At 68.2% G+C, this 22,853-nt stretch carries 20 protein-coding genes; 8 read left to right on the top strand and 12 right to left on the bottom strand.

The features are described 5' to 3' along the window. Positions 1-3 precede the first annotated feature (3 nt). From AC3WUT_RS26330 to AC3WUT_RS26295, 8 genes are all read right to left on the bottom strand, one after another. Positions 4-1,014, bottom strand: a complete 1,011-nt coding sequence (locus AC3WUT_RS26330; protein WP_492350028.1) for a Bug family tripartite tricarboxylate transporter substrate binding protein — start codon at positions 1,012-1,014, stop codon at positions 4-6. Next, positions 1,011-1,787, bottom strand: a complete 777-nt coding sequence (locus tag AC3WUT_RS26325; protein WP_492350027.1) for a carboxymuconolactone decarboxylase family protein — start codon at positions 1,785-1,787, stop codon at positions 1,011-1,013. The genes AC3WUT_RS26330 and AC3WUT_RS26325 overlap by 4 nt, the downstream gene beginning before the upstream one ends. A 6-nt stretch (positions 1,788-1,793) precedes the next feature. After that, positions 1,794-3,074: an SDR family NAD(P)-dependent oxidoreductase gene (locus AC3WUT_RS26320; RefSeq protein ID WP_492350026.1), complete on the bottom strand. Its 1,281-nt coding sequence runs from the start codon at positions 3,072-3,074 to the stop codon at positions 1,794-1,796. Positions 3,075-3,371: 297 nt separating this feature from the next. Next, positions 3,372-4,142: an SDR family NAD(P)-dependent oxidoreductase gene (locus AC3WUT_RS26315; RefSeq protein ID WP_492350025.1), complete on the bottom strand. Its 771-nt coding sequence runs from the start codon at positions 4,140-4,142 to the stop codon at positions 3,372-3,374. Further along, a complete protein-coding gene (locus tag AC3WUT_RS26310) occupies positions 4,139-5,143 on the bottom strand; it encodes an acyl-CoA dehydrogenase family protein (RefSeq protein ID WP_492350024.1) in 1,005 nt (334 codons plus the stop codon). The genes AC3WUT_RS26315 and AC3WUT_RS26310 overlap by 4 nt, the downstream gene beginning before the upstream one ends. A gap of 49 nt (positions 5,144-5,192) precedes the next feature. Then, positions 5,193-6,389, bottom strand: a complete 1,197-nt coding sequence (locus AC3WUT_RS26305; protein ID WP_492350023.1) for an acyl-CoA dehydrogenase family protein — start codon at positions 6,387-6,389, stop codon at positions 5,193-5,195. Then, on the bottom strand, positions 6,379-8,547 hold the full coding sequence (locus AC3WUT_RS26300; RefSeq protein ID WP_492350022.1) for an acetate--CoA ligase family protein: 2,169 nt from the start codon (positions 8,545-8,547) through the stop codon (positions 6,379-6,381). Before AC3WUT_RS26300 ends, AC3WUT_RS26305 begins: the two co-directional genes overlap by 11 nt. Before the next feature lie 2 nt (positions 8,548-8,549). Further along, positions 8,550-9,320: an enoyl-CoA hydratase/isomerase family protein gene (locus AC3WUT_RS26295; RefSeq protein WP_492350021.1), complete on the bottom strand. Its 771-nt coding sequence runs from the start codon at positions 9,318-9,320 to the stop codon at positions 8,550-8,552. Positions 9,321-9,627: 307 nt separating this feature from the next. On the opposite strand from AC3WUT_RS26295, the gene AC3WUT_RS26290 reads away from it, so the two are divergent. Further along, a complete protein-coding gene (locus tag AC3WUT_RS26290; RefSeq protein WP_492350020.1) occupies positions 9,628-10,548 on the top strand; it encodes an SMP-30/gluconolactonase/LRE family protein in 921 nt (306 codons plus the stop codon). A gap of 22 nt (positions 10,549-10,570) precedes the next feature. Here AC3WUT_RS26290 and AC3WUT_RS26285 read toward each other — a convergent pair whose 3' ends face one another. After that, positions 10,571-11,512, bottom strand: coding sequence for a LysR family transcriptional regulator (locus tag AC3WUT_RS26285; RefSeq protein WP_492350019.1), 942 nt, complete (start codon positions 11,510-11,512; stop codon positions 10,571-10,573). A gap of 111 nt (positions 11,513-11,623) precedes the next feature. On the opposite strand from AC3WUT_RS26285, the gene AC3WUT_RS26280 reads away from it, so the two are divergent. The 3 genes from AC3WUT_RS26280 to AC3WUT_RS26270 all read left to right on the top strand — a co-directional run bounded on the left by AC3WUT_RS26280 (position 11,624) and on the right by AC3WUT_RS26270 (position 13,984). Then, positions 11,624-12,688 carry an LLM class flavin-dependent oxidoreductase gene (locus AC3WUT_RS26280; protein ID WP_492350018.1) on the top strand — a complete coding sequence of 355 codons (1,065 nt, stop codon included), beginning with the start codon at positions 11,624-11,626 and terminating at the stop codon, positions 12,686-12,688. 18 nt (positions 12,689-12,706) lie between these two features. Next, positions 12,707-13,498 (top strand): flavin reductase family protein, encoded by a 792-nt coding sequence (locus tag AC3WUT_RS26275; RefSeq protein WP_492350017.1) that lies wholly within the window; start codon positions 12,707-12,709, stop codon positions 13,496-13,498. 141 nt (positions 13,499-13,639) lie between these two features. After that, positions 13,640-13,984 (top strand): HigA family addiction module antitoxin, encoded by a 345-nt coding sequence (locus AC3WUT_RS26270; RefSeq protein ID WP_492350016.1) that lies wholly within the window; start codon positions 13,640-13,642, stop codon positions 13,982-13,984. A gap of 39 nt (positions 13,985-14,023) precedes the next feature. On the opposite strand, the gene AC3WUT_RS26265 is transcribed toward AC3WUT_RS26270, so the two are convergent. Then, positions 14,024-15,325 (bottom strand): M20/M25/M40 family metallo-hydrolase, encoded by a 1,302-nt coding sequence (locus AC3WUT_RS26265; protein ID WP_492350043.1) that lies wholly within the window; start codon positions 15,323-15,325, stop codon positions 14,024-14,026. A 10-nt stretch (positions 15,326-15,335) separates the two neighbouring features. Continuing rightward, entirely contained in the window at positions 15,336-16,514 is a 1,179-nt protein-coding gene (locus AC3WUT_RS26260) for an MBL fold metallo-hydrolase (RefSeq protein WP_492350015.1), read from the bottom strand. A gap of 338 nt (positions 16,515-16,852) precedes the next feature. Here AC3WUT_RS26260 and AC3WUT_RS26255 point away from each other — a divergent pair, with 338 nt between their 5' ends. Then, complete coding sequence (locus AC3WUT_RS26255) at positions 16,853-17,350, top strand: helix-turn-helix transcriptional regulator (RefSeq protein WP_492350014.1); 498 nt, start codon at positions 16,853-16,855, stop codon at positions 17,348-17,350. After that, positions 17,347-18,606, top strand: a complete 1,260-nt coding sequence (locus AC3WUT_RS26250) for a type II toxin-antitoxin system HipA family toxin (protein WP_492350013.1) — start codon at positions 17,347-17,349, stop codon at positions 18,604-18,606. The genes AC3WUT_RS26255 and AC3WUT_RS26250 overlap by 4 nt, the downstream gene beginning before the upstream one ends. A 101-nt stretch (positions 18,607-18,707) precedes the next feature. Here the strand turns inward: AC3WUT_RS26250 and AC3WUT_RS26245 are convergent, their stop codons facing one another. Beyond that, positions 18,708-19,403: a cellulose 1,4-beta-cellobiosidase gene (locus AC3WUT_RS26245; protein WP_492350012.1), complete on the bottom strand. Its 696-nt coding sequence runs from the start codon at positions 19,401-19,403 to the stop codon at positions 18,708-18,710. A gap of 547 nt (positions 19,404-19,950) precedes the next feature. Here AC3WUT_RS26245 and AC3WUT_RS26240 point away from each other — a divergent pair. Both AC3WUT_RS26240 and AC3WUT_RS26235 read left to right on the top strand, forming a co-directional pair. Next, positions 19,951-21,399: an NAD-dependent succinate-semialdehyde dehydrogenase gene (locus tag AC3WUT_RS26240; protein WP_492350011.1), complete on the top strand. Its 1,449-nt coding sequence runs from the start codon at positions 19,951-19,953 to the stop codon at positions 21,397-21,399. 75 nt (positions 21,400-21,474) lie between these two features. Beyond that, positions 21,475-22,821: an aminotransferase class III-fold pyridoxal phosphate-dependent enzyme gene (locus AC3WUT_RS26235; protein ID WP_492350042.1), complete on the top strand. Its 1,347-nt coding sequence runs from the start codon at positions 21,475-21,477 to the stop codon at positions 22,819-22,821. The last annotated feature ends 32 nt before the right edge of the window (positions 22,822-22,853 follow it).

The raw sequence follows: 22,853 nt of genomic DNA, 5'->3' as shown, positions 1-22,853 counted from the left end.
GCATCAATCGATGCGCAGCTTGGCCGCCTTGGCCAGGCTCTGCCAGGTGTCCATGTCCTGGCGCACCGTGCTGGCGAACTGGGTCGCGGTCTTGAGCGGCGGACGCGGCATGTTCTGGGCGGCAAAGCGCTGCACCACCTCGTCGCTGGCCAGCACGCGGTTGATCTCCTGGTTCAGGCGCCGCACCACGGGCTCGGGGGTGCTGGCCGGGGCGAAGACGCCAAACCAGCCGTCGGTATCGAAGCGGTAGCCCTGTTCGCTCAGGGTGCTGACCTCGGGCAGGGCCGGGCCGCGGGTGCTGCCGGTGCAGCCCAGTGCGGTGAGCTTGCCGGCGCGGATGTGCGGAATGGGCGAGGCGATGTCCGTGAAGGCCACGCTGATGTTGTTGGCCAGCAGGTCGGTGACCAGTTGGGAGGTGCCTTTGAACGGCACGTGCGGCATGGTCAGGCCATAGTGCGCCTTGATGCCCTCCATGGCCAGGTGGCCGGTCGAGCCATTGCCCCAGGAGCCATAGGCCAGCTTGTCGGGGTTGGCGCGGGCATGGCGGACCAGATCGGCCAGTGACTTGAAGCCCGTGGAGGGGTGAGCCATGAGCAGGATGCCGGCCGATCCCACCTGGGCCACCGGCAGCAGGTCTTTCTGCGTGTCGTAAGGCATGCGGGCCTGCAGGATGGGGTTGATGGCGATGGACGACGAGGGCGTCATCAGCAAGGTGTAGCCGTCACCCGCCGACTTGGCCACGGCATCGTTGCCGATCAGGCCATTCGCGCCGGCTCGGTTGTCCACCACCACGGCCTGTTTCAGGCCTTCTTGCAGGGGCACCGCGATCAGGCGCGCAAAGATGTCGGCCCCTGAACCGGGCGGGCCCGACACGATCAGCTTGATGGGGCGGTCGGGCCAGTCTGCGGCCCGCGCACCGGCCTGGGTCTGCAATGCCAGCAGGGCCGTGCCTGCCAGCCATTGGCGTCGGTTCAGGGGCAGGGCTCGATCGGCCGGGCGGAGGGGATGGGTCATGGTTGGGTCTCCTTTTTGTGGGTGAGGGTGGCATACACCTGGGCCCCCAGGGCCGTGCCATGCACGGCCAGGTGGGCACCCAGTTGAATGGCCTGCAGCAAGGCAGCCGGTGTGAGCCCGGCTTGCAGCCCCTGCTGCAGATGATGGCGCAAGGCGCCGGGATGGTGGGCCGTGAAGCAGGCGGCCAGGGCCACGCGGATCAGGCCGCGATCATCGGGGCTCAGCCCGCCCGGCGGGCCGGGCAGTTGCAAAAAGTCCTGCACCGCCTGGGCATAGGCCGGGTCCAGGTGGCGCAGCGCCGCCAGGGCGTCGTCGGCGCGTGCGCCCGGTGTCTCGTCGCAGGGCTCGGCCAACGGCTCGGCGGAGCGTTCAGCCACCGGTTCGGCCATCAGGGCGGCCAGCAGGGCGGCGCCCTGGGTCACGCCGTCCAGGCCCTGGGCGGCCACCAGGTGCAGCACCTCGAAGACCTCGGCCGGGCGCACACCCACGGCCAGGGCCCGTGCCATGTGGGTGCGCAGGCCGGGCTCGAACAGGTGGCTGCCCGAGGTGTCCAGCGCGATGTAGATCAGCTCGATCTGCCGTTCGCTCAGCGGCCCATGCGCGGCCGGGTGGCCGGCGTAGCGCGCGTAGGCCTCCACCAGGCGCGGGTGCTCCTGCAACAGCGTTTCGGTCCAGGGGCGCCAGTAGCCGCGTTGGCGGATGAAATCCGCGCGGATCGCGTCCAGGTCCAAGGCTGTGGGCGTCGCGCTGGGTGGGGTCGGGTTCGTGCTCATCGGGCTTCAATCACGGTGGGGGGGCCGGGTGCCCAGCACCTGGCCGGTCAGGCAGCGGGCCCGGGGGCCGGCCACGAACTGGAGCAGCGGCCACAGCCCGTCCAGCGGGGTGTCAGGGGCCCACTGCAGAGCGTTGATGCGCAGCCCGTCGGCCCCCCATTCGGCCGCCAGGGTGGCGATCAACATGCGGGTGGCAGCGCTGTCCCCGGCCAGGGCCCAGTCGATGTCCAGGTCTGGATCCGGCGGCAGCAGCAGCGTCAGGCTGGCCTGGGCCGCATGTTGGCGCCGGAAGTCGGCGGCCGCCTCGCGCACCGCCGTCAGCAACTCGCCGGGGCGGGCCAGCAGCGCCCGGCCGTCGCAGCGCGCCGGGTAGTGTGGCTTGGCCGGGTGGGGTGACTGGCCGCTCGGGTCTGGCCGGGCTGCCGGCGCCGCCGTCAGGGCATGGGTCTGCAGGGCCAGGCGCCAGTCCAGCCCGGGCAGCGCTTGGCGCGACGCCGGCAGCGCCTGTGAGCCGCCGTAGCCCGACGAGCCGCCATCCAGCACCAAGGCCTGGCCTTCGAGGGCCTGGGCCGAGGGGCTGAGCAGAAAGCACAGCGCCTCCGCCATGTCTTCGGGCTCGGCCAGATGGCCCAGCGGCACCTTGGCCAGGGCCTGGGCCGGGTTCAGGCGCCCGCTGTCGATCAGGCCCTGGACCAGCTCGGTGCGCACAAAGCCGGGCACCAGCAGGTTCACCCGCCATTCGGGGTGGGCCCGGGCCAGGGCCCGGGTCTGGGCGATCAGGCCGGCCTTACTGGGGCTGTACAGGCCGCGCCAGGGTATGGCGCGCAGCCCCGCCCCCGAGGCCACGTTGACGATGCAGGCCCCCGGCAACAGCTGCGCGGCACAGGCCTGCACCACGCGGGCCGGCGCCGCCAGGTTGAGGTCCAGCAGCCGTTGCGCGGCCGCCTCGTCACCCCCCACCGCCTCCTGCCCGCTAGCAGACATGCCGGCGTTGTTGACCAACCCGGCCAGCGGCAGCAGCCCATCGCCCAGCCGGGCCACGGCGGCGGCATCGCCCAGGTCCAGCACCCGGCACAGCGGCGCCGGGGCCTGGGCGGGCCATTGGGCCAGCAGCCGCTGCAAGGCCGCTTCATCCCGGTCCACCAACACCAGCGCACGACCGGCCCGGGCCAGTTGCAAGGCCGCAGCCCGCCCAATGCCACCCGCAGCGCCGGTGATCAGCACCGCCGCATCGCATCGATCAACACAAACACCACTCATCCTGTCCTCCATGACTGAGTCATCCATGGGCAAAGCGCCAGCAAGGACTGACAGCGCGACAAGCCACCCCGCCCGCTCCTTTCAAGAGGCCCCGAAGCTGGCTTTGCCAGGCCGCTGGTGTCGTCCCCCTGGGGGCGCAAATGGGGAATCCGAGAGACCTTGGCGCAAAGGCCAAGCACTGGGCGCTGCGCTTGAGCCCCCTAAAGCTTTTCCGTTCAAAAGGCTGCAGAGCAAGCCAGGCCAGCAGGCACCGCGGAGCTGGCTTTGCCAGGCCGCGGGTGTCGTCCCCCTGGGGGGATGGCGCCGAAGGCGACTCAGGGGGGGTCATATATTCGTGAATGTCACACCCCCATCCACCGCCAGGGTCTGGGCCGAGATGAAGCCCGCCTGGTCGCTGGCCAGGAAGCAGATGCCCCGGGCAATGTCCTCCACCGTGCCCAGGCGGCCCAGCGGGGTGCGGGCGATGCGCAGGGCGTCGCGTTCGGCATTGCGGTTGCGCTGGGTGCCCTCGGTGGGCACGGCCGAGGGGCAGACCGCGTTCACCCGGATGTGACGCGCCCCCAGCTCGGCGGCGGCCGCCCGGGTCAGGCCCAGGATGCCGGCCTTGATGCCCGAGTACACCACCGAGTTCAGGGTGGAGCGCAGTGCCGCCGTGGAGGCCACGTTCACGATGGCGCCCCCCCGTTCGGGGTCCATGGCGGCCGCCGCGGCCTGGGTGCCCCAGATCACGGCCTTGAAACCCACGTCGAGCATGCGCTCCAGGGTGTCGGGCTGGATGTCGGGCACGGCCTGGTAGCGCACCCAGGCCGCGTTGTTGACCAGCACATCCAGGCGCCCGCCCTGTTCGCGGGCCTGGGCCACGGCGGCCTGGATGCCCTCGCGGCTGGCGATGTTCTGCACCACGCCGAAGGCTTGCCCTCCGGCGGCACGGATCTCGGCCACCACGGCTTCCACGAACTCGGGCTTGAGGTCGTTCACGGCCACATGGGCCCCGCGGGCGGCCAGTTGCCGTGCGGTCTCGCGGCCGATGCCGTTGCCGGCACCGGTGATCAGGGCCACGCGGCCCGCAAAGTCTTGTGTCGGGACAGTGCTCATGCGGCCTCCGTCAGGTGCTCGATGAAATCGCGGCCCAGGCCGCGGGCCAGGCTGCCAGCGCCCAGGGCCGCGTCGATGGCGCGCAACTCGCGCAGGGCGCGGTGCAGCGGCAGCTCCCAGGTGAAGCCCATGCCGCCATGCAGGTGCATGGCCTTTTCGATGATGAAAGCGCCGTGCTGCAGGTTCAGGGCCAGGGCGCTGCGGCCTGTGCGGGGCTGGCCCCACTCGTCTCGCTGCAGCGCGCGGGCGATCGCCGCGCCGCAGGCCTCGTGGTAGAGCTTCATGCGGGCCAGCCAGTGGCGCACGGCCTGCCGGCTGGACAGGGCCGCACCAAACTGCACCCGGGTGCCGGTGTGGCTGATGGCGGCCTGCAAGGCGCCCTCGGCCGCACCGTGGGCTGTGGCCGCCAGCAGGATCTCCAGGTCGTGCCACAGGGCCTCGGTGGCGGCCTGGTCCAGCCGGGCCAGCGCGGGGGCGTTCGAAAGAGCCCACCAGGTCTGGGGGTGCTCGGGGTCCAGGCTCGGGTCGGTCTGGCAGGCGGTGGGTGCCGTGGCGGTGGCCGTGGCCAGGTCCAGCAGCACGGCGCCGTCGGGCGCACGGACCAGCAGCCAGTGGGCCTGGTCGGCGTGGCGGGCATGGCCCACCCAGGCTTGCCCGAGCTGGCCCTGCAAGGCCACGCTGGCGCGCTGCCGGCCTTCGACCAGGGCGCTGCGCAAGGCGGCGTCGGGCAGATGGCGGGCCAGCACGATCTGCTCGGCCAGGGCGAGGCGCAGGCGCAAGCGGCCCGCAGCCTGCACCACTGGCACGGCAAAGCCCAGCGGCAGGCCCAGGCCGCCGCTGGCCTCATCGGCACACACGCCCAACAGGCCGGCGTTCGCGAGCACGGCTGCCTGGGCCTCGGCGGGCTGGCTCAGTGCGTCGCTGATGGCGGCCTCGGCGGCTTCGGCAAATTCTTCGGGCCGCAGCCCGGCATGGGGGTCTTCAAGAAGGGAGGTGTTCATATCAAGCTTCCGTCACGTTGCGCATCGCCAGCAGAGGGGGGCAGGGGGCTCATAGCATCAGGATGCGCTGGGCGATCAGGTCCAGCTGCACTTCGGAGGTCCCGGCATAGATGGTCTCGGCGCGGGAAAACAAGTAGGCCTGGGTGAAGGCCTGGCGGGCGCGCTGCGCCAGCGGGCTGGATTGCGGCCCGATCTGGCTGACCAGGCCCAGCGCGAAGCCGGCAAAGGCCTGGTGCGTCTCGGACCAGAACAGCTTGGTCAAGGAGCCGCGTGCGCCGATGCTCTCGCCCTGCATGAGTTGCTGCACAGTGCGTTCGACCAGGCCTTTGAGGCCGTCGATCTCGGCCAGCAGTTCGCCCACGCGCCGCTGCACGCCGCCATCCTTCAACTGGTGCGCTTGTTCCGGGTCGGAGGCCAGGGCCCGCAGCAAAAAGCCCAGTTCGCACTCGAAGCGCCACGGGCGGTACATGCGGTTGGTGGCCCGCTCGATGCCCAGCACCCGCAGCGCGGCGCTCCAGCCCTCGTCGGGGGCACCCAGGCGGGCGCTGTCGGGCACCACCACGTCGTCAAAGAACACCTCGGCAAACGATTCCTTGCCATCGATGGATTTGATGGGCACCACGCGGATGCCCGGGGTGTCCATGGGCACGGCAAACATCAACAGGCCGCGATGCCGGTCGGCCACCGTGCCGGTGCGGGTGAGCATCAGGCAGTGGTGGGCCTTGGCTGCGCCGCTGGTCCAGATTTTCTGGCCATTGATGCGCCAAAAGCCGTTTTCTTCAACCGCCTTGGTGCGCAGCCGGGCCAGGTCCGAGCCGGCATCGGGTTCTGAGAAACCCTGGCACCAGAACTGTTCCATGCGCAGGATGGGGGCGAGGAAATCCAGCTTCTGCGCTTCGGTGCCCACCGCCATGATGATGGGGCCGGCCAGCTCCTTGCCGATCGAGCCCACGCTTTCGGGCATGGGCAGGGCGCCGATCTCCTTGTTCACGGCCAGGTGCTCGCGCAGGCTCAGGCCGTGGCCGCCGTAGGCCAGGGGCCAGGTCATGCCGGCCAGGCCGGCACGGTGCATGGCGGCCTCCCAGTCGCGGCTTTCGTCCAGCGTGGGGCTGCGCCAGTTCAGGCTGTCGGCGCGCATGTGATCGGGCAGGTGGGCGCGCAGCCAGTCCCGCGCATGGCGGCGGGTGTCTTGGGGCGGGGGCAGGGCGCCTGGTGAGAGGTCGCCGGTGGGGAGGTCACGCTGCATGGGGCTTCTCTTCGTTGGGGGCGGCCAGCATCAGGGCGTCGAGGATGGCGACGCCCTGGCCGCGGGGGCGAACCAGGATGGGGTTGAGGTCGATCTCGTTCACCTGGTCCTGATGGCGGCAGGCGAACTCGGACAGGCGGGCCACGGTGCGGGCCGCCGCCTCGATGTCGGCGGGGGCCTGGCCCCGGGCGCCGTCGAGCAGGGGGAACAGGCGCAGCGAGCGGATCATCTGCAAGGCCTGTTCGACACTGACCGGGGCCACCTGCACGGCGACATCGCGCAGCAGTTCGGCGTAGATGCCGCCCATGCCCACCATGATCACGGGGCCGAACACCGGGTCACGCGAGACACCGGCAATCAGCTCGGTGCCGCCGCGCAGCATGGGGGCCAGCAACACGCCGTCCAGCCGGGCCTCGGGGGCCCGCCGGGCCACGCTGGCCAGCATCCGGGCGTGGGCTTCACGCACCGCGTCGGCATGGCCCAGGTCCAGGGCCACGCCCCCGACCTCGGTCTTGTGCGCGATGTCGGCCGACACGATCTTCATCACCACCGGGTAGCCCATGGCCTCGGCGGCCTGCACGGCGGCCTCGGCACTGTGCACCAGCACCTCTTGCGGCACTTCGAAGCCGGCCTCGATCAGCGCCTGTTTGGCGCCGTGTTCGTGGCGCAGGCAGTCTTCGGGCAGGCGCCCGGGGCCCTGGGTCAGCAGCGGCGCCGCGGCCGCTTCGCCCGGTGCAAGGGCCTTGGCCTGCAGGGTGCCCAGGCGGGCCAGGGCGGCCAGGCCGCGGGCGGCGGCGTCGATGCTGCTGAACACGGGGATGCCCAGTGCCTGGATCTGGCGCACGGCCTCGGCCGGGCCCCGGCTGATGATGACCAGGGGGCGCTCCGGGTGCGCGGCCTGCAGTCGGCCCAGGGCTTCCAGGTAGACGCCGCGCAGGCGCGAGCTGTACAGCGCCAGCGACAGGAACAGCACGGTGGTGGCCTGGCCCGGGGCCTCCTGCAAGGCCGACAGCACCTCGAACAGGATGTCGGGTCGGCTGGAGATCTGCGCCGAGGCGTCCACGGGGTTGTGGGTGCTGGCACCGGGCAGCGCCTGCAGGATGCGCTGGCGCGTGGCCTCGGCCAGGGGGGGCAGGGCCAGGCCGGCTTGGCTCATGGCGTCAGCCATCATGATGCCGAAGCCGCCCGAGGCGGCGATCAGCGTCACGGCGGCCTCGCGCGGCAGGCGTGCAGGCGCCAGTTGGGCCACAGCCTGGCCCACTTCCAGCAGGTCTTCATGCGAGCGCACGCGCAGCGCACCATGGCGCTGGAACACGGCGTCGATCACGGCGTCCGATCCGGCCAGGGCGCCGGTGTGCGAGGCAGCGGCGGCCTGGCCCTGCTCGGTGGCGCCGATCTTCAGCACCACCACCGGGGTGCCCCGGGCGCGCGCCAGGTCCAGGGCCTGGCGCAGGCGCTGGCCGTCGCGGCAGGTCTCCATGCAGCACAGGATGACGCGGGTGGCCGGGTCCTGGGCCAGGGCGGCGATGCCGTCGGCCAGGTCCACGTCGGCTTCGTTGCCGGTGGTGATCAGGCGGCTGATGCCCACGCCCTGCTGAGACAGGATCTGCAGCGTGTAGCTGCCGATGTTGCCCGACTGCGAGACGATGCCCACCGCGCCGGGGCTGGGGTAGTGGTCTTCGAGGGCCACCGAGAACGAGCCGATCACCTTGTCGGCCACGCCCACCGTGCCCAGGCAGTTGGGGCCCAGCAGTCGCAGGCCCTGGCGGCGGGCGATGGCGCGCAGTTCGGCCTGCCACAGGGCCCCGGCCTCACCGGCCTCGGCAAAGCCGGCCGACAACACGATCACCGCGGACACGCCGCGCTCGGCGCAGTCGCGCACCGCCGCCACGGCCTGGGCCGCGGGCACGGCCACCAGGGCCAGATCGGGCACCTCGGGCGTGTCTGCCAGGCGGGCATAGGCCGGCAGGCCCTGGATCTCGCCGCCTTTGGGGTTGATGGGGTAGACGGCGCCGGTGTAGGCCTGGCGCAGCAGCAGGTGCACCGGGCGTCCGCCGATCTTGGTCGGGTCGGCCGACGCACCGATCACGGCGATGCGGCGGGCGCGGAAAAACGCGTCCATGCCGGCCCCCGGGCCGGTGTGGGTCAGGGTGCTCATGGTCAACGCCCCTTGAACACCGGGGCCCGCTTTTCCAGGAAGGCCATGCGGGCCTCCTTGGCGTCTTCGGTGCGTGACAGCGCCAGGGTGAATTCCTGTTCGAAGCGGTAGGCATCGCGCTGGGGCATCACGTCCACCATGTTGGCCGCGCGCTTGGCATAGACCAGGGCCAGCGGGGCCTTGGAGGCAATCTCGGCGGCCAGGGCCAGGGTGACGGGCAACAGTTCGGCGGGGGGCAGCACCTCTTCGAGCACATTGCGGCGCAGCAGATCGGCGGCGGTGAGGCGTTGGCCGGTGAAGAACATGCGGCGTGAGGTCGAGCGACCCAGCAGGGTGCGCAGCATCGAGGCCCCACCGGCCAGGCCGACGTTGATCTCGGGCATGGCAAACGTGGCGTTGTCCGAGGCGTACAGGATGTCGCAGGCCGCCATCAGGCCCAGGCCCGCGCCCAGGGCCGCGCCATTCACGGCGGCAATCACCGGTTTGGCGCATTCGCGGATCGCATTGCCGGTTTCCCGCGTGATCCGGTTGTGTTCCAGAAAATCGCCTGGAATATCGGGGTTGGGCCGGTCTTTCAAATCTGCACCGGCGCAGAAAACCGAGCCCTGGCCGGTCAGGACGGCACACATGATGTCGTCTCGGGCCGATATTTCATCGAATGTCGCCACCAATTGACGGCGCATTTCGCGATTAAGTGCATTCACCGGGGGGCGATCCAGTGTGACCAGGGCCACTTTGCCATTGATTTCCAGGCGCACGCATTGATCAGCCATGACGAACCCCCTGAAAATGATTTGAACGAATATTCAACAGGGGGTTCAAGGCTTGAATCGAGGCGCAGGTTTTGGCCTCACACGGCGGTGAATGCTGGATTTTCAAATTTGTCTCCTGATGCAGGTCGGAGCCTGCGTGGCTTAGAACGTCTGGCAAAAATTTTATTGAGGAACATCAAACCTGATTACGGTTGTTTGCTTGGTTGTGTTCTGCAAAAACGTACGGATTCGGGGCGGTCTGCCCCCGTGGCGGCACCCTAAGATGCGGTGGCACTGGGCTTCGGCCCCCACTGCCCAAGGTTTTGTCATGCCCTTGTCCGATTCCGACCTGCCCTCAGGCCCGCCCGAGATCCAGCCCTTCGGTGCCGTGCGCACCTTGCTGGGCGAATGCCCGGTCTGGGATGCCGGGCGCGGCTGCCTGTGGCTGATCGACAGTCGGGCCGGTCTGTTGCTGGCGCTGGATGACGAAGGGCATCCCGTCCAGCGCCATGAACTGCCTGCGCCGCTGGGCTCGCTGGCGCTCAACCACGACGGGCGGCTGGTGCTGGCGCTGCACGAGACCGTGGCCCTGTTCGACCCGGTCAGCGGGGGCCTGCAGACCCTGGGCCGGCTCGAAGAGCAGCACCCCCACCTGCGCCTGAACGACGGCGCTGCGCTGAGCGATGGCAGTTTCTGCGTGGGCACCCTGCACACCTTCAGGGCACCGGGCGAAGCGCCTCTGGGCGGCTTGTACCGGGTGGACACCCAGGGCCGGATGCAACGCTTTGACCAGGGCTATGGCGTGGTCAATGGCCCGGCCCAGCACCCTGTAAGCGGGCGTCTGTTCGTGTGTGACAGCTCAGAGCGCCAGGTCTTCAGCTACCCCTGGCCCCCGCGCAGCCCCTGGCAGCGCGAACCCTTTGCCGACACCCGCGCGCTGGGCTCGGCCCCCGACGGCTGCTGCTTCGACGACGAAGGGGGGCTGTGGACGGCGATGGTGCATGCCGGGGCGCTGGTCCGGCTGGACGAGCGCGGCCAGCCCAGTCAGTCGCTGCGGCTGCCCCTGAGCCACCCCAGCTCGCTGTGCTTCGGCGGCCCCGGGCTGGACACGCTGTTCGTCACCTCGATTGCCGACAGCGGCCGCTTGCGGGCCGATGGCGAACTGGACGGCCGGGTGCTGCGCGTGCGTGGCCTGGGGCGGCGCGGGGCCGTGCGGCCTCAGTGCCGCATCGAGAGGCCTGGCCTCTGAACCGGTCTGATCGGGCCCGTCCTCAGGTCGAGCCGGGCTCGGCCTGGAGGGCCGTGAAGCGCTGGCCCTCGCCCGACACCTGCTCGGCCACGAAGTCCAGGAACAGCCGCACCTTGGTCGGGATCATGGGGGTGTCGAGGATGGTGGCGTACATGCCCTCTTCATAGCCGGTGTTGCTGACCCTCAACTGGGGCAGCAGGCGCACCAGGCTGCCCCGCTCCAGGTCGGCGTGCACGGTGTAGTCGTCCAGCAGGGCCACGCCTTCGCCCAGGCGGGCCAGCTCCAGCAGGGCCACGCCGTTGTTGCTCACGTGGCGGGGCTGGAAGGCCAGATCCTCCTGCGTGCCGTCCTGCCGGAAATGCCACACGTACTCGCCGCCGGGCAGCAGGTAGGCCAGACAGTCGTGGTGCAGCAGGTCTTGTGCCGTGGCCGGGGCCGGGCAACGTGCCAGGTAGCCGGGCGAGGCCACCAGGTAACGCTCGCCGCGGAACAGGATGCGCCGCTTCACCCCGGCCTCCACCGGGGGCGAGACCCGGAAATCGATGTCCACATGGTCGCGCTTCAAGTCAGCCGGCGTCTCGGACAGCATCAGCTCGATGTGGATGTCGGGGTACAGCCGGCGAAAACGCGCCACCAGCGTGGGCAGCACGCCCAGCCCGAACATCATGCGCGAGTGCACCCGCAGCAAGCCCTTCGGTGCCTGCCGGATGGCAGTGATATTGGCATGCGCCTCATTAATGCTCCAGAGAATGCCTTCGAGCTGGGCTGCATATTCTTCGCCTGATTCGGTGAGCACGATCTGGCGCGTAGAGCGCAGCAGCAGTTTGACTTTCAGCTCGTCTTCAAAGTCGGTGATCATGCGTGAAACAGCGGTGGCCGAAACGCCAAACTGGCGTGCCGTTTCAGAGAAATTACGGGTTTTGGCCACCGACAGGAAGAATTCCATAGCACGCAGTCGATCCATCACTTCTCCGTTTTACGCAGGACAGACCCGCGATTTTCATGCATTCCCCGTGGTGGGGGCCGTTTCTAGAATTATTCCCGAGAAACCCACCCACACCACAAGGAGACATTCATGGAATTCGGCGTATTCATCCTGGCCCAGCAACGCGGTTATCACCAAAGCTCGCAGCAAGTCATCCAGAACTCGATCGAGCAGACTGTGGCCGCCGAGCAGGCCGGCTTCAACACCGCCTGGTACGCGGAGCACCACTTCAACAACTACTCGCTGTCGCCCTCGCCGCTGATGATGGTGGCCCATGTGGCCGCCAAGACGCAGCGCATCCGCCTGGGAACCGCGGTGTGCATTCTGCCGCTTTACCACCCGGCACGCTTTCTGGCCGAAGTGGGCTTTGTGGACACCGTCTCGAACGGGCGCCTGGAGCTGGGCGTGGGTTCGGGCTACCAGGAGTTCGAGTTCGAGCGCTTCGGCGTGAAGATCGAAGAGTCGGGTGCCATCTTCAATGAGTTTCTCGACATCATCCCCAAGGGCCTGAGCGAGCGCATCTTCGAATACCACGGCAAGCACCTGGACGTGCCACCCAGCTCGATCGCCGTGCGCTGCGTACAGAACCCGATGCCCCCGATCTGGGTGACCTCGGGCAACCCGGTCACGCTGGGCCGGGGCGTGCGCGAGAACCACAACCTGTTTGTCACCGCCTTGCTCGGTGGCAACGACGCCATCGTCAGCCTGCGCCAACGCATGGAAAAGGTGGCCGAAGACAACGGCAAGGACCTGGACCGCGACGTCCGGTTCGGCTTTCTGCGCTGCGCCTTCGCCTCGGACAGCCGTGCTGAGGTCGACAGCTACCTGGACTGCGCACGCTTTCAGCGCCGCATCTCGGAAAGCCTCAAATACCGCCGTGCCCACACCGACGACGGCTACATGGTGAAAGAGGAACCCTCGCCCACCGACCTGAGCTTTGACCAGATGCGCCAGAACCTGGCCGTGGGCTCGGTCAACCAGGTGATCGACAAGATGCTCGAAGAAATCAGCATCCTGCGCCCCAAGCACATCGCGCTGCAGACCCAGCTGGGCGACTTCGACCAGAAGACCATGCTGCGCCAGATCGAGCTGTGGGGCGAGCGCATCATCCCCGCCATCCGCAAGGAAGTGGGCGAACTCAGCATTGCCGCCTGAACCGGGAGGGCCTGCACCATGCGCATCCACCTCTCCAACACGGGCACCGTGTCCCTGCGCGAGCCGCAGGACTTCAAGCGCCTGGACGTGCTGGTCGACCCGCAGTCGCCCGACGCCCTGGAACGCGCCATCCAGCGCATCGGACACCGCGAAAGCGAGCAGCACGTGCGTGTGGCGCCCTCGGTGCTGCGCTTCATGTCGGGCCTGGCCGGCGATGCCGAGTGGGAAGCCGGCTTCGCCCGCATGCTCGACTACGCCCGCCGCGCCGGCTGGGTGGATGAGCACGGCGAGGTGCGTGCCCACCTGAGCCACGCCCAGGGCGACGAAGTGGTGTCGGTGGCCGATTTCAAGGCCGCCATGCGGGCTTTGCCCGCCGGCATCAGCGCCGTCACCACCGGCCAGGGTGATGGGGTGGCGGGCATGATCGTCTCCAGCCTGACCTCGGTCTCGGCCGAGCCGCCCCTGATCGGCTTCTTTGCCCACCAGGCCTCGTCCTTCACCGAACCCCTGATGAACAGCCAGCGCTTCGTGGCCAATGTGCTGGGCGAGGAGCACCACCAGGTGATGTCCAGCTTTCTGCAGGCCCCCCAGGGCCGGGCCCGCTTTGCCACCGGCTGCTGGACCGAGACCGAGGCGCAGCCCCCCGTGCTCAGCGATGCCCTGGCCAGCCTGGAGTGCGAGGTGGTCTGGACCCAGCCTCTGGGCACCCACCATCTGGTGGTGGGCAAGGTGCGCCGCGCCACCTGCTCGCCGGCCAGCCCGGTGGTGCACTTCAATGCGGGCACACATCGGCTGGTGGTGCTCGCCTGAGGCAATGGGCCGTAGCGCCCTGGCTGATCTGCGGCGCAACCGGGCGGTTCAGTATCTGAAAAGGGGCCCGCAGCTTCGCCGAAGATGATTTGGACCTTTGAATATGGAGATCGTGGACCACCATTGAAACGGAGAATCACCATGGTCAAAAATGGCATGCGCCCCATCCACCCGGGCGAGATCTTGAGGGAGGAATACCTCAAGCCGCTGGGCATCAGTGCACATGCCTTGGCCAAGGCTTTGAAGGTGCCGCCCTCCAGGATCGGGGACATCGTGCTGGAGCGCCGCGGGGTCAGCCCAGACAGTGCGCTGCGTCTGGCGCGCTATTTCGGTGGTGATGCTCCATCCTGGCTCAACCTGCAACAGGCCTACGACCTCAAGGTGGCCGAGGCAGCCCTTGCAACGGTGCTTGAGCAGGAAATTCAGCCCTATTCAGCGGCGGCCGCGGCCGCCATGGCGCCTCAGGGTGATGAGGATCTTGCCTGAGCCACTTGATGTGGGCTTGTCTTGCGTCGCTCGGGCCGCTCAGGGCCGCGTCAACCGATAAATCAGCAACGCCGCCCGAATGGCCCCGCGTTCGATTGACGCGATCTCCAGGTCTTCGTCATCGGTGTGGGCGCCACGGCCCTGGGCGCCCAGGCCGTCCAGCCCCACGGTGTAGGGGGCTACGAACTGCACGTCGCCGGCCCCGCGCAGGGCCGGGTCCAGCAGCTCGATGCGGCCCAGGCCGGCGTCCTGGCTGGCTTGCGAGTACTGCGCTGCCAACTGGTGGCCCGCCTCGGTGGGGGGCATGGGCGGGTAGCTTTCGGTGAAGCGGATGGTGGCCGAGGTGCCCGGCAGGTTGCCGCTGTTCACGATGGCCTGCATCTTCTGGCGGGCGCGTTCGCCCTGCTCGGGCGACAGGTAGCGCAGGTCGCCCAGTACCTCGGCATCACGGGCAATGATGTTGGACTTGCCGAAGGCGCTGGCGGTGGCCGTGTCTTCGGCATAGGCGATTTGGGTGCCGCCAAACACCAGGCCGGGGTTGAAGGTCAGGCTGGGTTCGATCACCTGCTCGCGGAAGGTGTTCAGGATGCGTGCCGTCTCGTACACCGCGCCATAGCCCGAGGCATCGGAGAACACCCCCATCGAATGGCCCGGCTTGCCTTTCACCTTCAGCACCCAACTGCCCGAGGAGCGGCGGGCGATGCTGGCCGTGTCCACCCCCTGGTGTTTGCTGCTGCCTTCAAAAGACAAGGCGTAGTCGGCGCGCCGGCCCAGCGCCACCATGTCGGCGCGTGCGGTCTCGAGCGGCCTGCCGGCTCGCTCTTCGTCGCCGGTGAACATGAGGTCGATGTTGGCCTGCTCCAGCACCCCCACGCTCTTGAGGGCGCGCAGGGCTTCGATCATGATCACGTCGCCGCCCTTCATGTCGTTCACGCCCTGGCCCCGCACGCGGTCGCCCTGGCGCTCCCACAGCGGCACCGAGCTGCCTTTTTCAAACACCGTGTCCAGGTGGCCCAGCAACAGCACGCGCTTGCCGCTGCCGCCCTCTTGTGTGGCCGTCAGGTGGCCGGCACGTTTCATGGCGGGCGGCATGTCGATCCAGCGTGTCTTCAGGCCCAGGCCCTCCAACTCGGCCCGGAACAGGTCGCCCACGGCACGCACGCCCTCGGGGTTGAGCGTGCCGCTGTTGATGCGCACTGACTTTTCAAGCAAGGCCAGCGCTGCGGGCGTGCGCAGTTGCACGGCCTTGACGATGGCCTGCTCGGTGTCCGAAAGCTGGGCCTGGGCTGTGCCGGCCAGTGCCAGCAAGGCGGCGCAGGCGGTCAGGCGGCGGGAGAACATCAGGGCCACGTCAATTCTCCTGGGGGCGGGCTTGCGAACCGGCAAAGCCAGCCGTGGCAGCCACGCGAGGGAACGCCACCGGACCCTGATCAAGGTCTTGGCCGAGGGCCAGCAGGCTGCCGTCAAGCAGGTGCTCATCAGGCTCGGAGTGTGAGCTGGCTGCGGCCGTGGTGGGGCCGGCACCGCTGTCGGCGCTCAGCTCAAACCGGGTCTTTTGCGCCTTGGCACAGGTGTTGAGCACGCGCATGGCCCGGTCGACCACCGGCTGCCCACTCACAAAGGGGTTGGGGCCCGCGGGTGCCGCCGCCCGGGCCTTGAGCTTGGCCACCGTGCCGTCGTAGCCGGGGTGATTGCTCAAGGGCACGTCGATGCCCCATTGGGCCGAAAGCTGCCGCATGCGCTCGGTCTGGTCGATGTAGCTGCTGAGGCGGGCCATGTCGCGACCGAAGTTGAACGCCGTGCCACCCCAGATCATGGCCGTGTGCTTCTGGCCCTTGTCGCGCACCTCGAACACCGGGCTGATGGTGCCCAGCGTGTGGCCGGGGGTGATCACAAAGCGCACGGTGGTGTCGCCCAGCTGGAGGGTGTCGCCATCACGCACCGCGATATCGCGCTGGGGGTCGCGCTTGGGCGGGCGGTCCCACAGGCGCGAGTCGAACTCCAGTGTGGTTTCCATCATCTTCCAGTCGATCTCGCTGGCCACCACGCGGGCGTGGTAGCGCTCGGCCAGCATCTGCGCCCCGCCGTAGTGGTCGCCATGACCATGGGTGACCAGCACGTAGCGGATCTGGGCCGGGTCCAGCCCCAGGCGACGCATGCCGCCTTCGATCAGCTCGGTGGCCTCTTGGGCGTTGTTCAGCGCGTCGATCAGGATCAGGCCCTCGCTCGTCTGCAACACCCAGGCACTGACCCAGGCCGAGCCCACGTAGTACAGGTTGTCGAAAGCCTGCCCGGGCGCCGGCGGCGTTTGCTGGATGAGCTTGGCCAGCATCGCGTCCATGGCCGGGCTGGGGGCCGCGCGCACGGCCGGCTGCGGGTTGCAGACCGGCAGCAGAAACTTCAGGTCGTCACCGGCCAGGCCTTGGGCCTCCTGCACAAGCTGGTCGACCGTGGCCTGCTGGGGCCTGGCGGTGGAACAGGCGGTGAGTGCCGCCAGCGTGATGCTCGCGATCAAGGCAGTGCGGGCCATGGTGTCTCCTTGGGTGCTGGTTTTGTGCTGCGCCAGGGGCGGTGAGGGTGCTCAGCATTGTTCACATTAATCCAGTCCGCGCGCGTCGTGTGTTGGACACCAGCGGTGAATTTGCAGCACAGGGGCCCGCCTTGCACCTGCCAGAAGCGCCGTGTCACTCGATCGATCCTTCCTGCGGGGTGGCCCTGGTCATGCTGGTTTAAATTCATAGATGTCTTGAATTTTCAAGAAATTCAATATCTATGATGTATTTAAGTTTTTTTGAAAATTGTGGGGAATGAACAGCGTCAAATTCTTCATAAAGTTGTCATTAGGCTCAATTTAGATAACATCTATGAATGCCGAGGCAAAACACGCCCCCTTCTGACTTCCCCCAGGCGGTGCTGCAGCAAATCGAGCTGCTGGCCCGCAACATCGTGATCGCCCGCAAGCGGCGCGGTGAGACCCAGGCGCAGTGGGCACACAAGCTGGGGGTGTCCTTGCCCACCATGGCCCGCATCGAGCGGGGCGACCCCTCGGTGGCCATGGCCTCGTATGTGATGTGCCTGTGGTTGGTCAACCAAGCCGTGGGTTTGGCCGATCTGATCGCCCCACAAAACGACCATGCTGCCCTGGAGCGCGAGCTCAGCCGCGTGAGTGCCCCGCGCAAGGCGGCCCGTCCGCGCAGCGTTTCTCAGGGCGACCCGATTCAGGCCTGGCGGGTGGCGGAGCCTGTTGCGGTACCTGCACCTGCACCTGCACGTGACCGAGCCCCCGGCACCCGCACCGCCCGCAATGCCAACGCGGCAGGCTTGGCCGCCTTGATGGCCGGTTCGCCCAAGGAGCCTCCGGCATGACGGCCCCGGGCGTCACACCCGCCAGCTACGTGCCGCAAGAGCCGCTGTATGTCTGGGCTCTGGTGAACCCCGCGCAGCCCGCGCTGGTGGGCCCGTTGGGCTTGTCGGCCCTGCTGCCCGACTGCGCCACCTTCAGCTACCAACCCGATTGGTGGCATTTCGCCTTGAGTGAAGACCTGCCGCTGATCCAGGGCCAGATCTTCAGCGCAGGCGAGCGCGGCCGTGCCCCCGGGGCCATCGACGATGCCCGGCCAGACCGCTGGGGCGAGCGCATCATCCGCTTTGTGGACCGCCCGGCGCGCTTGTCCGTTCTTGAGATGCTGCTGTTTGCCGGCGATGACCGCTTTGGTGCCCTGGGCGTGTCGGTCTCTGCACAGCACTACATTCCCCGCCACCTGGGCCCCTACCCCCAACTGCGTGACCTGGCGCAGTTGAGTGCCGCGGTTGAAGACGTGCAGGCGCAGGCCCCGTTGACGCCCGACGTCCAGCGCCTGGTGCAACCCGGCGTCACCTTGGGGGGCGCCCAGCCCAAGGCCTTGCTGCAGACCGATGCAGGGCCTTGCGTCATCAAGTTCAGTGAGCTGGGCGATGCGCTCGACACCCCTTTGATCGAACACGCCAGCATGACCTTGGCGGCACAGGCCGGCATCCGCGTGGCCCGCACTGGCGTCTTGCCGCTGCCACCGCGCCATGGCCGGGCCCGCCATGCGCTGACCATCGAGCGCTTTGATCGCAGCGGCCCGTACCGACTGCACTGCCTGTCGGCCCGCACGCTGCTGCGGGCAGCCGGCCTGCATGAAAGCTATGGCGCCCTGGCCACCGTGTTGCTGCGCCTGGGCCACCCCGAGCGCCAGGCCGACCAGCGCGAAGAGTTGTTCAAGCGCATGGTCTTCAACATCCTGATGGACAACACCGACGACCATGAGCGCAACCACAGCGTGTGCCTGGCACTGGATGGCTACTACGACCTGAGCCCTGCCTACGACGTGTTACCCACCCTGCAGAACCTCGGCTACCAAGCCTTGGGTGTGGGCCGCCAGGGTGCCGAGTCCAGCCTGGACAACGCCCTGACCGAGCTGAGCGAGTTCGGCCTCAAGCGGCCGCGCGCGCTCGAACTGGTGTGCCAGGTCGCCCGGGTGGTTGACGCCTGGGCCGTGCACTTTGCGGCGCACGGCGTGGGCGCCGCCGACATGGAAGCCCTGGCAGCCAGCATCGACCGGCCCGCTCTCAAGCGGCAGCGGCTGGCTTTTTGCTGAATGGGTGCCAACGGCCTGAATCAACCCGACAGGGCCGTGGGTCGGTCGACCCAGAGCGGGGGCCACAGCAGCCCCCACCCACGGTCGAAGGTGGCTTGTTCTCAGGCCTGGGTCGAGAGAAGCGAGCCGACGGCGGAAGAGGCCGAGGTCGAGCCGTATCCCAGGTTCTCCTGCAGCTTGTTCAAGAAGGCCTGCAAGCTTGCCTGACTGGTCGTGCCGCTGGAGCCGGTGGTGCTCGAAGTGCTGCTTGACGAAGTACTGCCACCACTGGATTGCAGGTCAGAAGCCAGCTTGGTAAACGCATCCTGCAAGGTCGATGGGGCATTGCCGTTGGCCACCTGGCTGATCAAACTGGACAGCCCCGACGCGAAGTTGCTTTGCCCATCGCCCTGGGTGCCACTGGTGGCGTTGCTGGTGGCGCTTGAAGACGTGCTGCTGCCGTTGCTGCTATCGGCTTTGACGGCCTGAAACAGGGCGTGCATGAATTGGCGCATGTCCTGGCGCACGTTGGAGGTGGCGCTGGTCGAGCCGTCCGAATCACCGTCGCTGTCGGTGCCTGTTGATGAGCCTGTTGTGCTGGCGCTGCTGCCATTTTGCGGCAGCGACAGGCCCAGGCTTTGCAAGGCCTGCGCCATGGCTTGCTGCATGTGGCCGCCGCCGCGGTGGGCCCGGTGCGGTCGGCCTCCGTCGCCGTCGCCATCGGGGTCGGCGCTGCTGTTGACCGCGGTGCTCGTGCTGGTGCTCTGGATGGACGACAGCGGCGAGATGTAGCTGGAGGAAGTGGATGAGATGCTCATGACAATCCTGGGGGTTGGATGGAAGGTAGTGCATTGAACATCGCTCAGCCACGGGTGAAGCTGAGTGTGTAGGCCCTGAAAGCCCTGCTATTTACCCAAGATTTACCGGGTCTTTGTAAAGATGTTGGGTAAGTTCACAAAACTCGCCGGCCGGCCTTCTGGGCCGGCACAAAGCACCGGCACAAAGCAGGCCTCACAACCCCGATGCCAGTCGATTGGCTGAGCTTGCTCTTTTGCCGCCTGAGCAAGCCCGCCAGGCCCCCCGGCCCAGTGCCGGGTGGGGTTGTTGAGCGCGCCTTGAATGTTCTGCGCCTCGGCCCAGTGTTCGGCCTTGGGCAGGGCCTGCCGGCCCCGGCTGCAGCGCGCCAGCCTGCCCGTTGGTGGTGCTGGCTCAGTCTGCTCCAGCCCCCTGGTACTAACCCTAGGTTTCTCTTGCGCGAAACCGATAACGCCTCTTGGGGCCTGCGCCGCACACTGGCTTCAACGGATCGAACGGCCTGTCTGCCCTGGCAGGCCAGACCCCCTGTGTGAACTTGTCAGGACTCTCATGACCCCCTCTTATCCCCAACTCGCCCTGCATGTGGCCGGGCAATGGCTGCACCGGGCCTCGGGCGGTGAACGCCCCGTGCTCAACCCTGCCACCGGCGAGGTGCTGGGCCTGCTGCCCCTGGCCGGCCCGGCCGAGCTGAACGCGGCCGCCGAGGCCGCCGAGCGCGGCTTCAAGCAGTGGCGCAACACGCTGGCGCAAGAGCGCTACGCCATCGTGCGCCGCACCGCCGAGTTGCTGCGTGAACGCACCCGCAGCATTGCCGAGGTGCTGACGCTGGAGCAGGGCAAGCCCCTGAGTGAGTCGCTGCGCGAAGTGGGCCTGTGTGCCGACATCCTCGATTTCCAGGCCGAAGAGGCCAAGCGCCTGTATGGCCGCATCGTGCCGCCCCGCGTGCCCGGCATCCTGAGCCAGTCGGTGATCCGCCAGCCCATCGGCCCGGTGGCCGCCTTCACGCCCTGGAACTTTCCGGCCAACCTGCCTTCGCGCAAGCTGGGCAGCGCGCTGGCCGCCGGCTGCAGCGTGGTCATCAAGCCGGCCGAGGAAACCCCCGCCACCTGCATGCTGATCGTGCAGGCCTTTCTCGATGCCGGCGTGCCACCCGAGGCCATCAACATGGTCTGCGGCGACCCGGCCCAGGTGTCTGAACTGCTGATCGCCCACCCCGCCATCCAGAAGGCCTCGCTCACCGGCTCGGTGGCGGTGGGCAAGTTGTTGGGCCGTCAGTGTGCCGAGCGGGTCAAGCGCTTCACCGGCGAGCTGGGTGGCCATGCCCCGGTCATCGTCTGCCCCGATGCCGATCTGCCGTTTGCGCTGAAAAACTCGCTGGCCGCCAAGTTCCGCAATGCCGGCCAGGTGTGCGCCTCGCCCATCCGCTTTTACGTGCACCGCAGCCTGTATGCCGACTGGGCCGAGCGCTTCAGTGCTGCCGCCAACGCCCTGCGCCTGGGCCCCGGGCTGGACCCGGCCACCCAGATGGGCCCGTTGAGCCACGCCCGCCGCCTGGACGACATGGAGCGCTTTGTCAGCGACGCGCTCGACCAGGGCAGCGAGCTGCTGTGCGGCGGCCACCGCGTGCCGGGGCCGGGTTTCTTTTTCGAGCCCACCGTGCTGGCCAACGCCCCCGACACCGCCCTGGTGCAGCAGCAAGAGCCCTTTGGCCCCATCGCGGTGCTGCAGCCCTATGACGAGTTGGACGAGGCCATTGCCCGCGCCAATGCGCTGCCCTACGGCCTGGGGGCCTATGCCTTCACCCGCGACCTGCACACCGCGCATCGCCTGGGCCAGGAGATCGAGGCCGGCATGGTGGGCATCAACCACTTCGGCGTGTCGCAACCCGAGATGCCCTTTGGCGGCTGGAAGGAAAGCGGCATCGGCCAAGAGATGGGCCCCGAGGGCCTGCTGCACTACACCGAGATCAAGACCATCACCGTGGGCGTGCCGGCCTGAGCCGGCCACCCTGGCCCACCCCGGCCAATCTTCCATCGCATTCAAGGAAACCAGATGTCCGACACCATTGCCCAACTGAAGCAAGACAACGCCAAGTTCCTGTTCCACCCCATGGCCCACCCGCGCGCCATGCAGCAGACCCAGCCCGACATCATCGCGCGCGGCGAGGGCTGCTGGATCTGGGACGTGGACGGCCACAAGATGATCGACGGCGTGGCCGGCCTGTGGAGCTCGAACCTGGGCCACAGCAACCGCCAGGTGCGCGATGCCATCGTGGCCCAGCTCGATGAGCTGCCCTTCTACAACACCTTCCGCGGCACCACCCACCCGCGCGCCATCGAGCTGTCGGCCCGCCTGGTGCGCCTGATGGAGCCCGACAACGTGGGCGCCGTGATGTTCGGCAACAGCGGCTCGGATGCGGTCGAGGGCGCGCTCAAGATCGCCCGCCAGTACTGGAAGGTCAAAGGCCAGCCTGAGCGCACCAAGTTCATCAGCTTGAAGCAGGGCTACCACGGCGTGCACTTTGGCGGCATGAGCGTCAACGGCCTGGGCAACATCCGTCGCGCCTACGAGCCGCTGATGCCCGGCTGCTTTCATGTCGACTCGCCCTGGCTGTACCACAACGCCTTCACGCAAGACCCCGAAGAGCTGGGCCGCATCTGCGCCGCCCAGCTGGAGCGCGAGATCATCTTCCAGGGCGCCGACACCATTGCCGCCTTCATCGCCGAGCCAGTGCAGGGCTCGGCCGGCGTGATCGTGCCGCCGGCCAACTACTGGCCCCTGGTGCGCGAGGTGTGCGACCGCCACAACATCCTGCTGATCGCCGACGAGGTGGTCACCGGCTTCGGCCGCAGCGGGGCCTGGTTCGGCACCCGGCTGTGGGGCGTGCAGGCCGATATCTGGTGCCTGGCCAAGGGCATCTCGTCGGGTTATGTGCCGCTGGGCGCCACGGCCCTGGGCAAAAAGGTGTCCGACGCCTTCATGGCCGACAGCGGCGGCCTCGGCACCGTGGCCCACGGCTACACCTACAGCGGCCATCCGGTGGCCGCCGCCGCCGCCCTGGCCACGCTCGATGTGCTGGAGGCCGAAGACGTGCCCGGCAACGCGGCCCGTGTGGGCGCGCATTTCCAGCAGCGCATGGCCACGTTTGTGGATCGCTACAGCTTTGTGGGCGACGTGCGCGGCGTGGGCCTGATGGTGGGCATCGAGATGGTGTCCGACAAGGCGGCCCGCACGCCGCTCACCCGCAGCAGCGACATCCCGCAGCGCGTGGCCCGTGAGGCCTACCAGCGCGGCGCCATGGTGCGCATCTCCGGCCCCAACATGATCCTGTCGCCCCCGCTGATCATCACCCGCGAAGAGATCGACTTTCTGGTCGACACCCTGGAGGCCGCTTTCGATGCCGTCCAGAAAACCCTCTGACCCCCGCTTGACGACCTGCCACCCCGCCACTC

Source organism: Curvibacter sp. EU05-FHT14A10 (assembly GCF_058791075.1).
Note: the sequence above shows the minus strand (reverse complement) of the source record. Positions and strands in the feature narration are given on the sequence as shown.

Bases quoted from the DNA above. Each gene is read 5' to 3' on its own strand.
- AC3WUT_RS26330 (WP_492350028.1), bottom strand. From the start codon at position 1,014: ATGACCCATCCCCTCCGCCCGGCCGATCGAGCCCTGCCCCTGAACCGA.
- AC3WUT_RS26325 (WP_492350027.1), bottom strand. From the start codon at position 1,787: ATGAGCACGAACCCGACCCCACCCAGCGCGACGCCCACAGCCTTGGAC.
- AC3WUT_RS26320 (WP_492350026.1), bottom strand. From the start codon at position 3,074: ATGGATGACTCAGTCATGGAGGACAGGATGAGTGGTGTTTGTGTTGAT.
- AC3WUT_RS26315 (WP_492350025.1), bottom strand. From the start codon at position 4,142: ATGAGCACTGTCCCGACACAAGACTTTGCGGGCCGCGTGGCCCTGATC.
- AC3WUT_RS26310 (WP_492350024.1), bottom strand. From the start codon at position 5,143: ATGAACACCTCCCTTCTTGAAGACCCCCATGCCGGGCTGCGGCCCGAA.
- AC3WUT_RS26305 (WP_492350023.1), bottom strand. From the start codon at position 6,389: ATGCAGCGTGACCTCCCCACCGGCGACCTCTCACCAGGCGCCCTGCCC.
- AC3WUT_RS26300 (WP_492350022.1), bottom strand. From the start codon at position 8,547: ATGAGCACCCTGACCCACACCGGCCCGGGGGCCGGCATGGACGCGTTT.
- AC3WUT_RS26295 (WP_492350021.1), bottom strand. From the start codon at position 9,320: ATGGCTGATCAATGCGTGCGCCTGGAAATCAATGGCAAAGTGGCCCTG.
- AC3WUT_RS26290 (WP_492350020.1), top strand. From the start codon at position 9,628: ATGCCCTTGTCCGATTCCGACCTGCCCTCAGGCCCGCCCGAGATCCAG.
- AC3WUT_RS26285 (WP_492350019.1), bottom strand. From the start codon at position 11,512: ATGGATCGACTGCGTGCTATGGAATTCTTCCTGTCGGTGGCCAAAACC.
- AC3WUT_RS26280 (WP_492350018.1), top strand. From the start codon at position 11,624: ATGGAATTCGGCGTATTCATCCTGGCCCAGCAACGCGGTTATCACCAA.
- AC3WUT_RS26275 (WP_492350017.1), top strand. From the start codon at position 12,707: ATGCGCATCCACCTCTCCAACACGGGCACCGTGTCCCTGCGCGAGCCG.
- AC3WUT_RS26270 (WP_492350016.1), top strand. From the start codon at position 13,640: ATGGTCAAAAATGGCATGCGCCCCATCCACCCGGGCGAGATCTTGAGG.
- AC3WUT_RS26265 (WP_492350043.1), bottom strand. From the start codon at position 15,325: ATGTTCTCCCGCCGCCTGACCGCCTGCGCCGCCTTGCTGGCACTGGCC.
- AC3WUT_RS26260 (WP_492350015.1), bottom strand. From the start codon at position 16,514: ATGGCCCGCACTGCCTTGATCGCGAGCATCACGCTGGCGGCACTCACC.
- AC3WUT_RS26255 (WP_492350014.1), top strand. From the start codon at position 16,853: ATGCCGAGGCAAAACACGCCCCCTTCTGACTTCCCCCAGGCGGTGCTG.
- AC3WUT_RS26250 (WP_492350013.1), top strand. From the start codon at position 17,347: ATGACGGCCCCGGGCGTCACACCCGCCAGCTACGTGCCGCAAGAGCCG.
- AC3WUT_RS26245 (WP_492350012.1), bottom strand. From the start codon at position 19,403: ATGAGCATCTCATCCACTTCCTCCAGCTACATCTCGCCGCTGTCGTCC.
- AC3WUT_RS26240 (WP_492350011.1), top strand. From the start codon at position 19,951: ATGACCCCCTCTTATCCCCAACTCGCCCTGCATGTGGCCGGGCAATGG.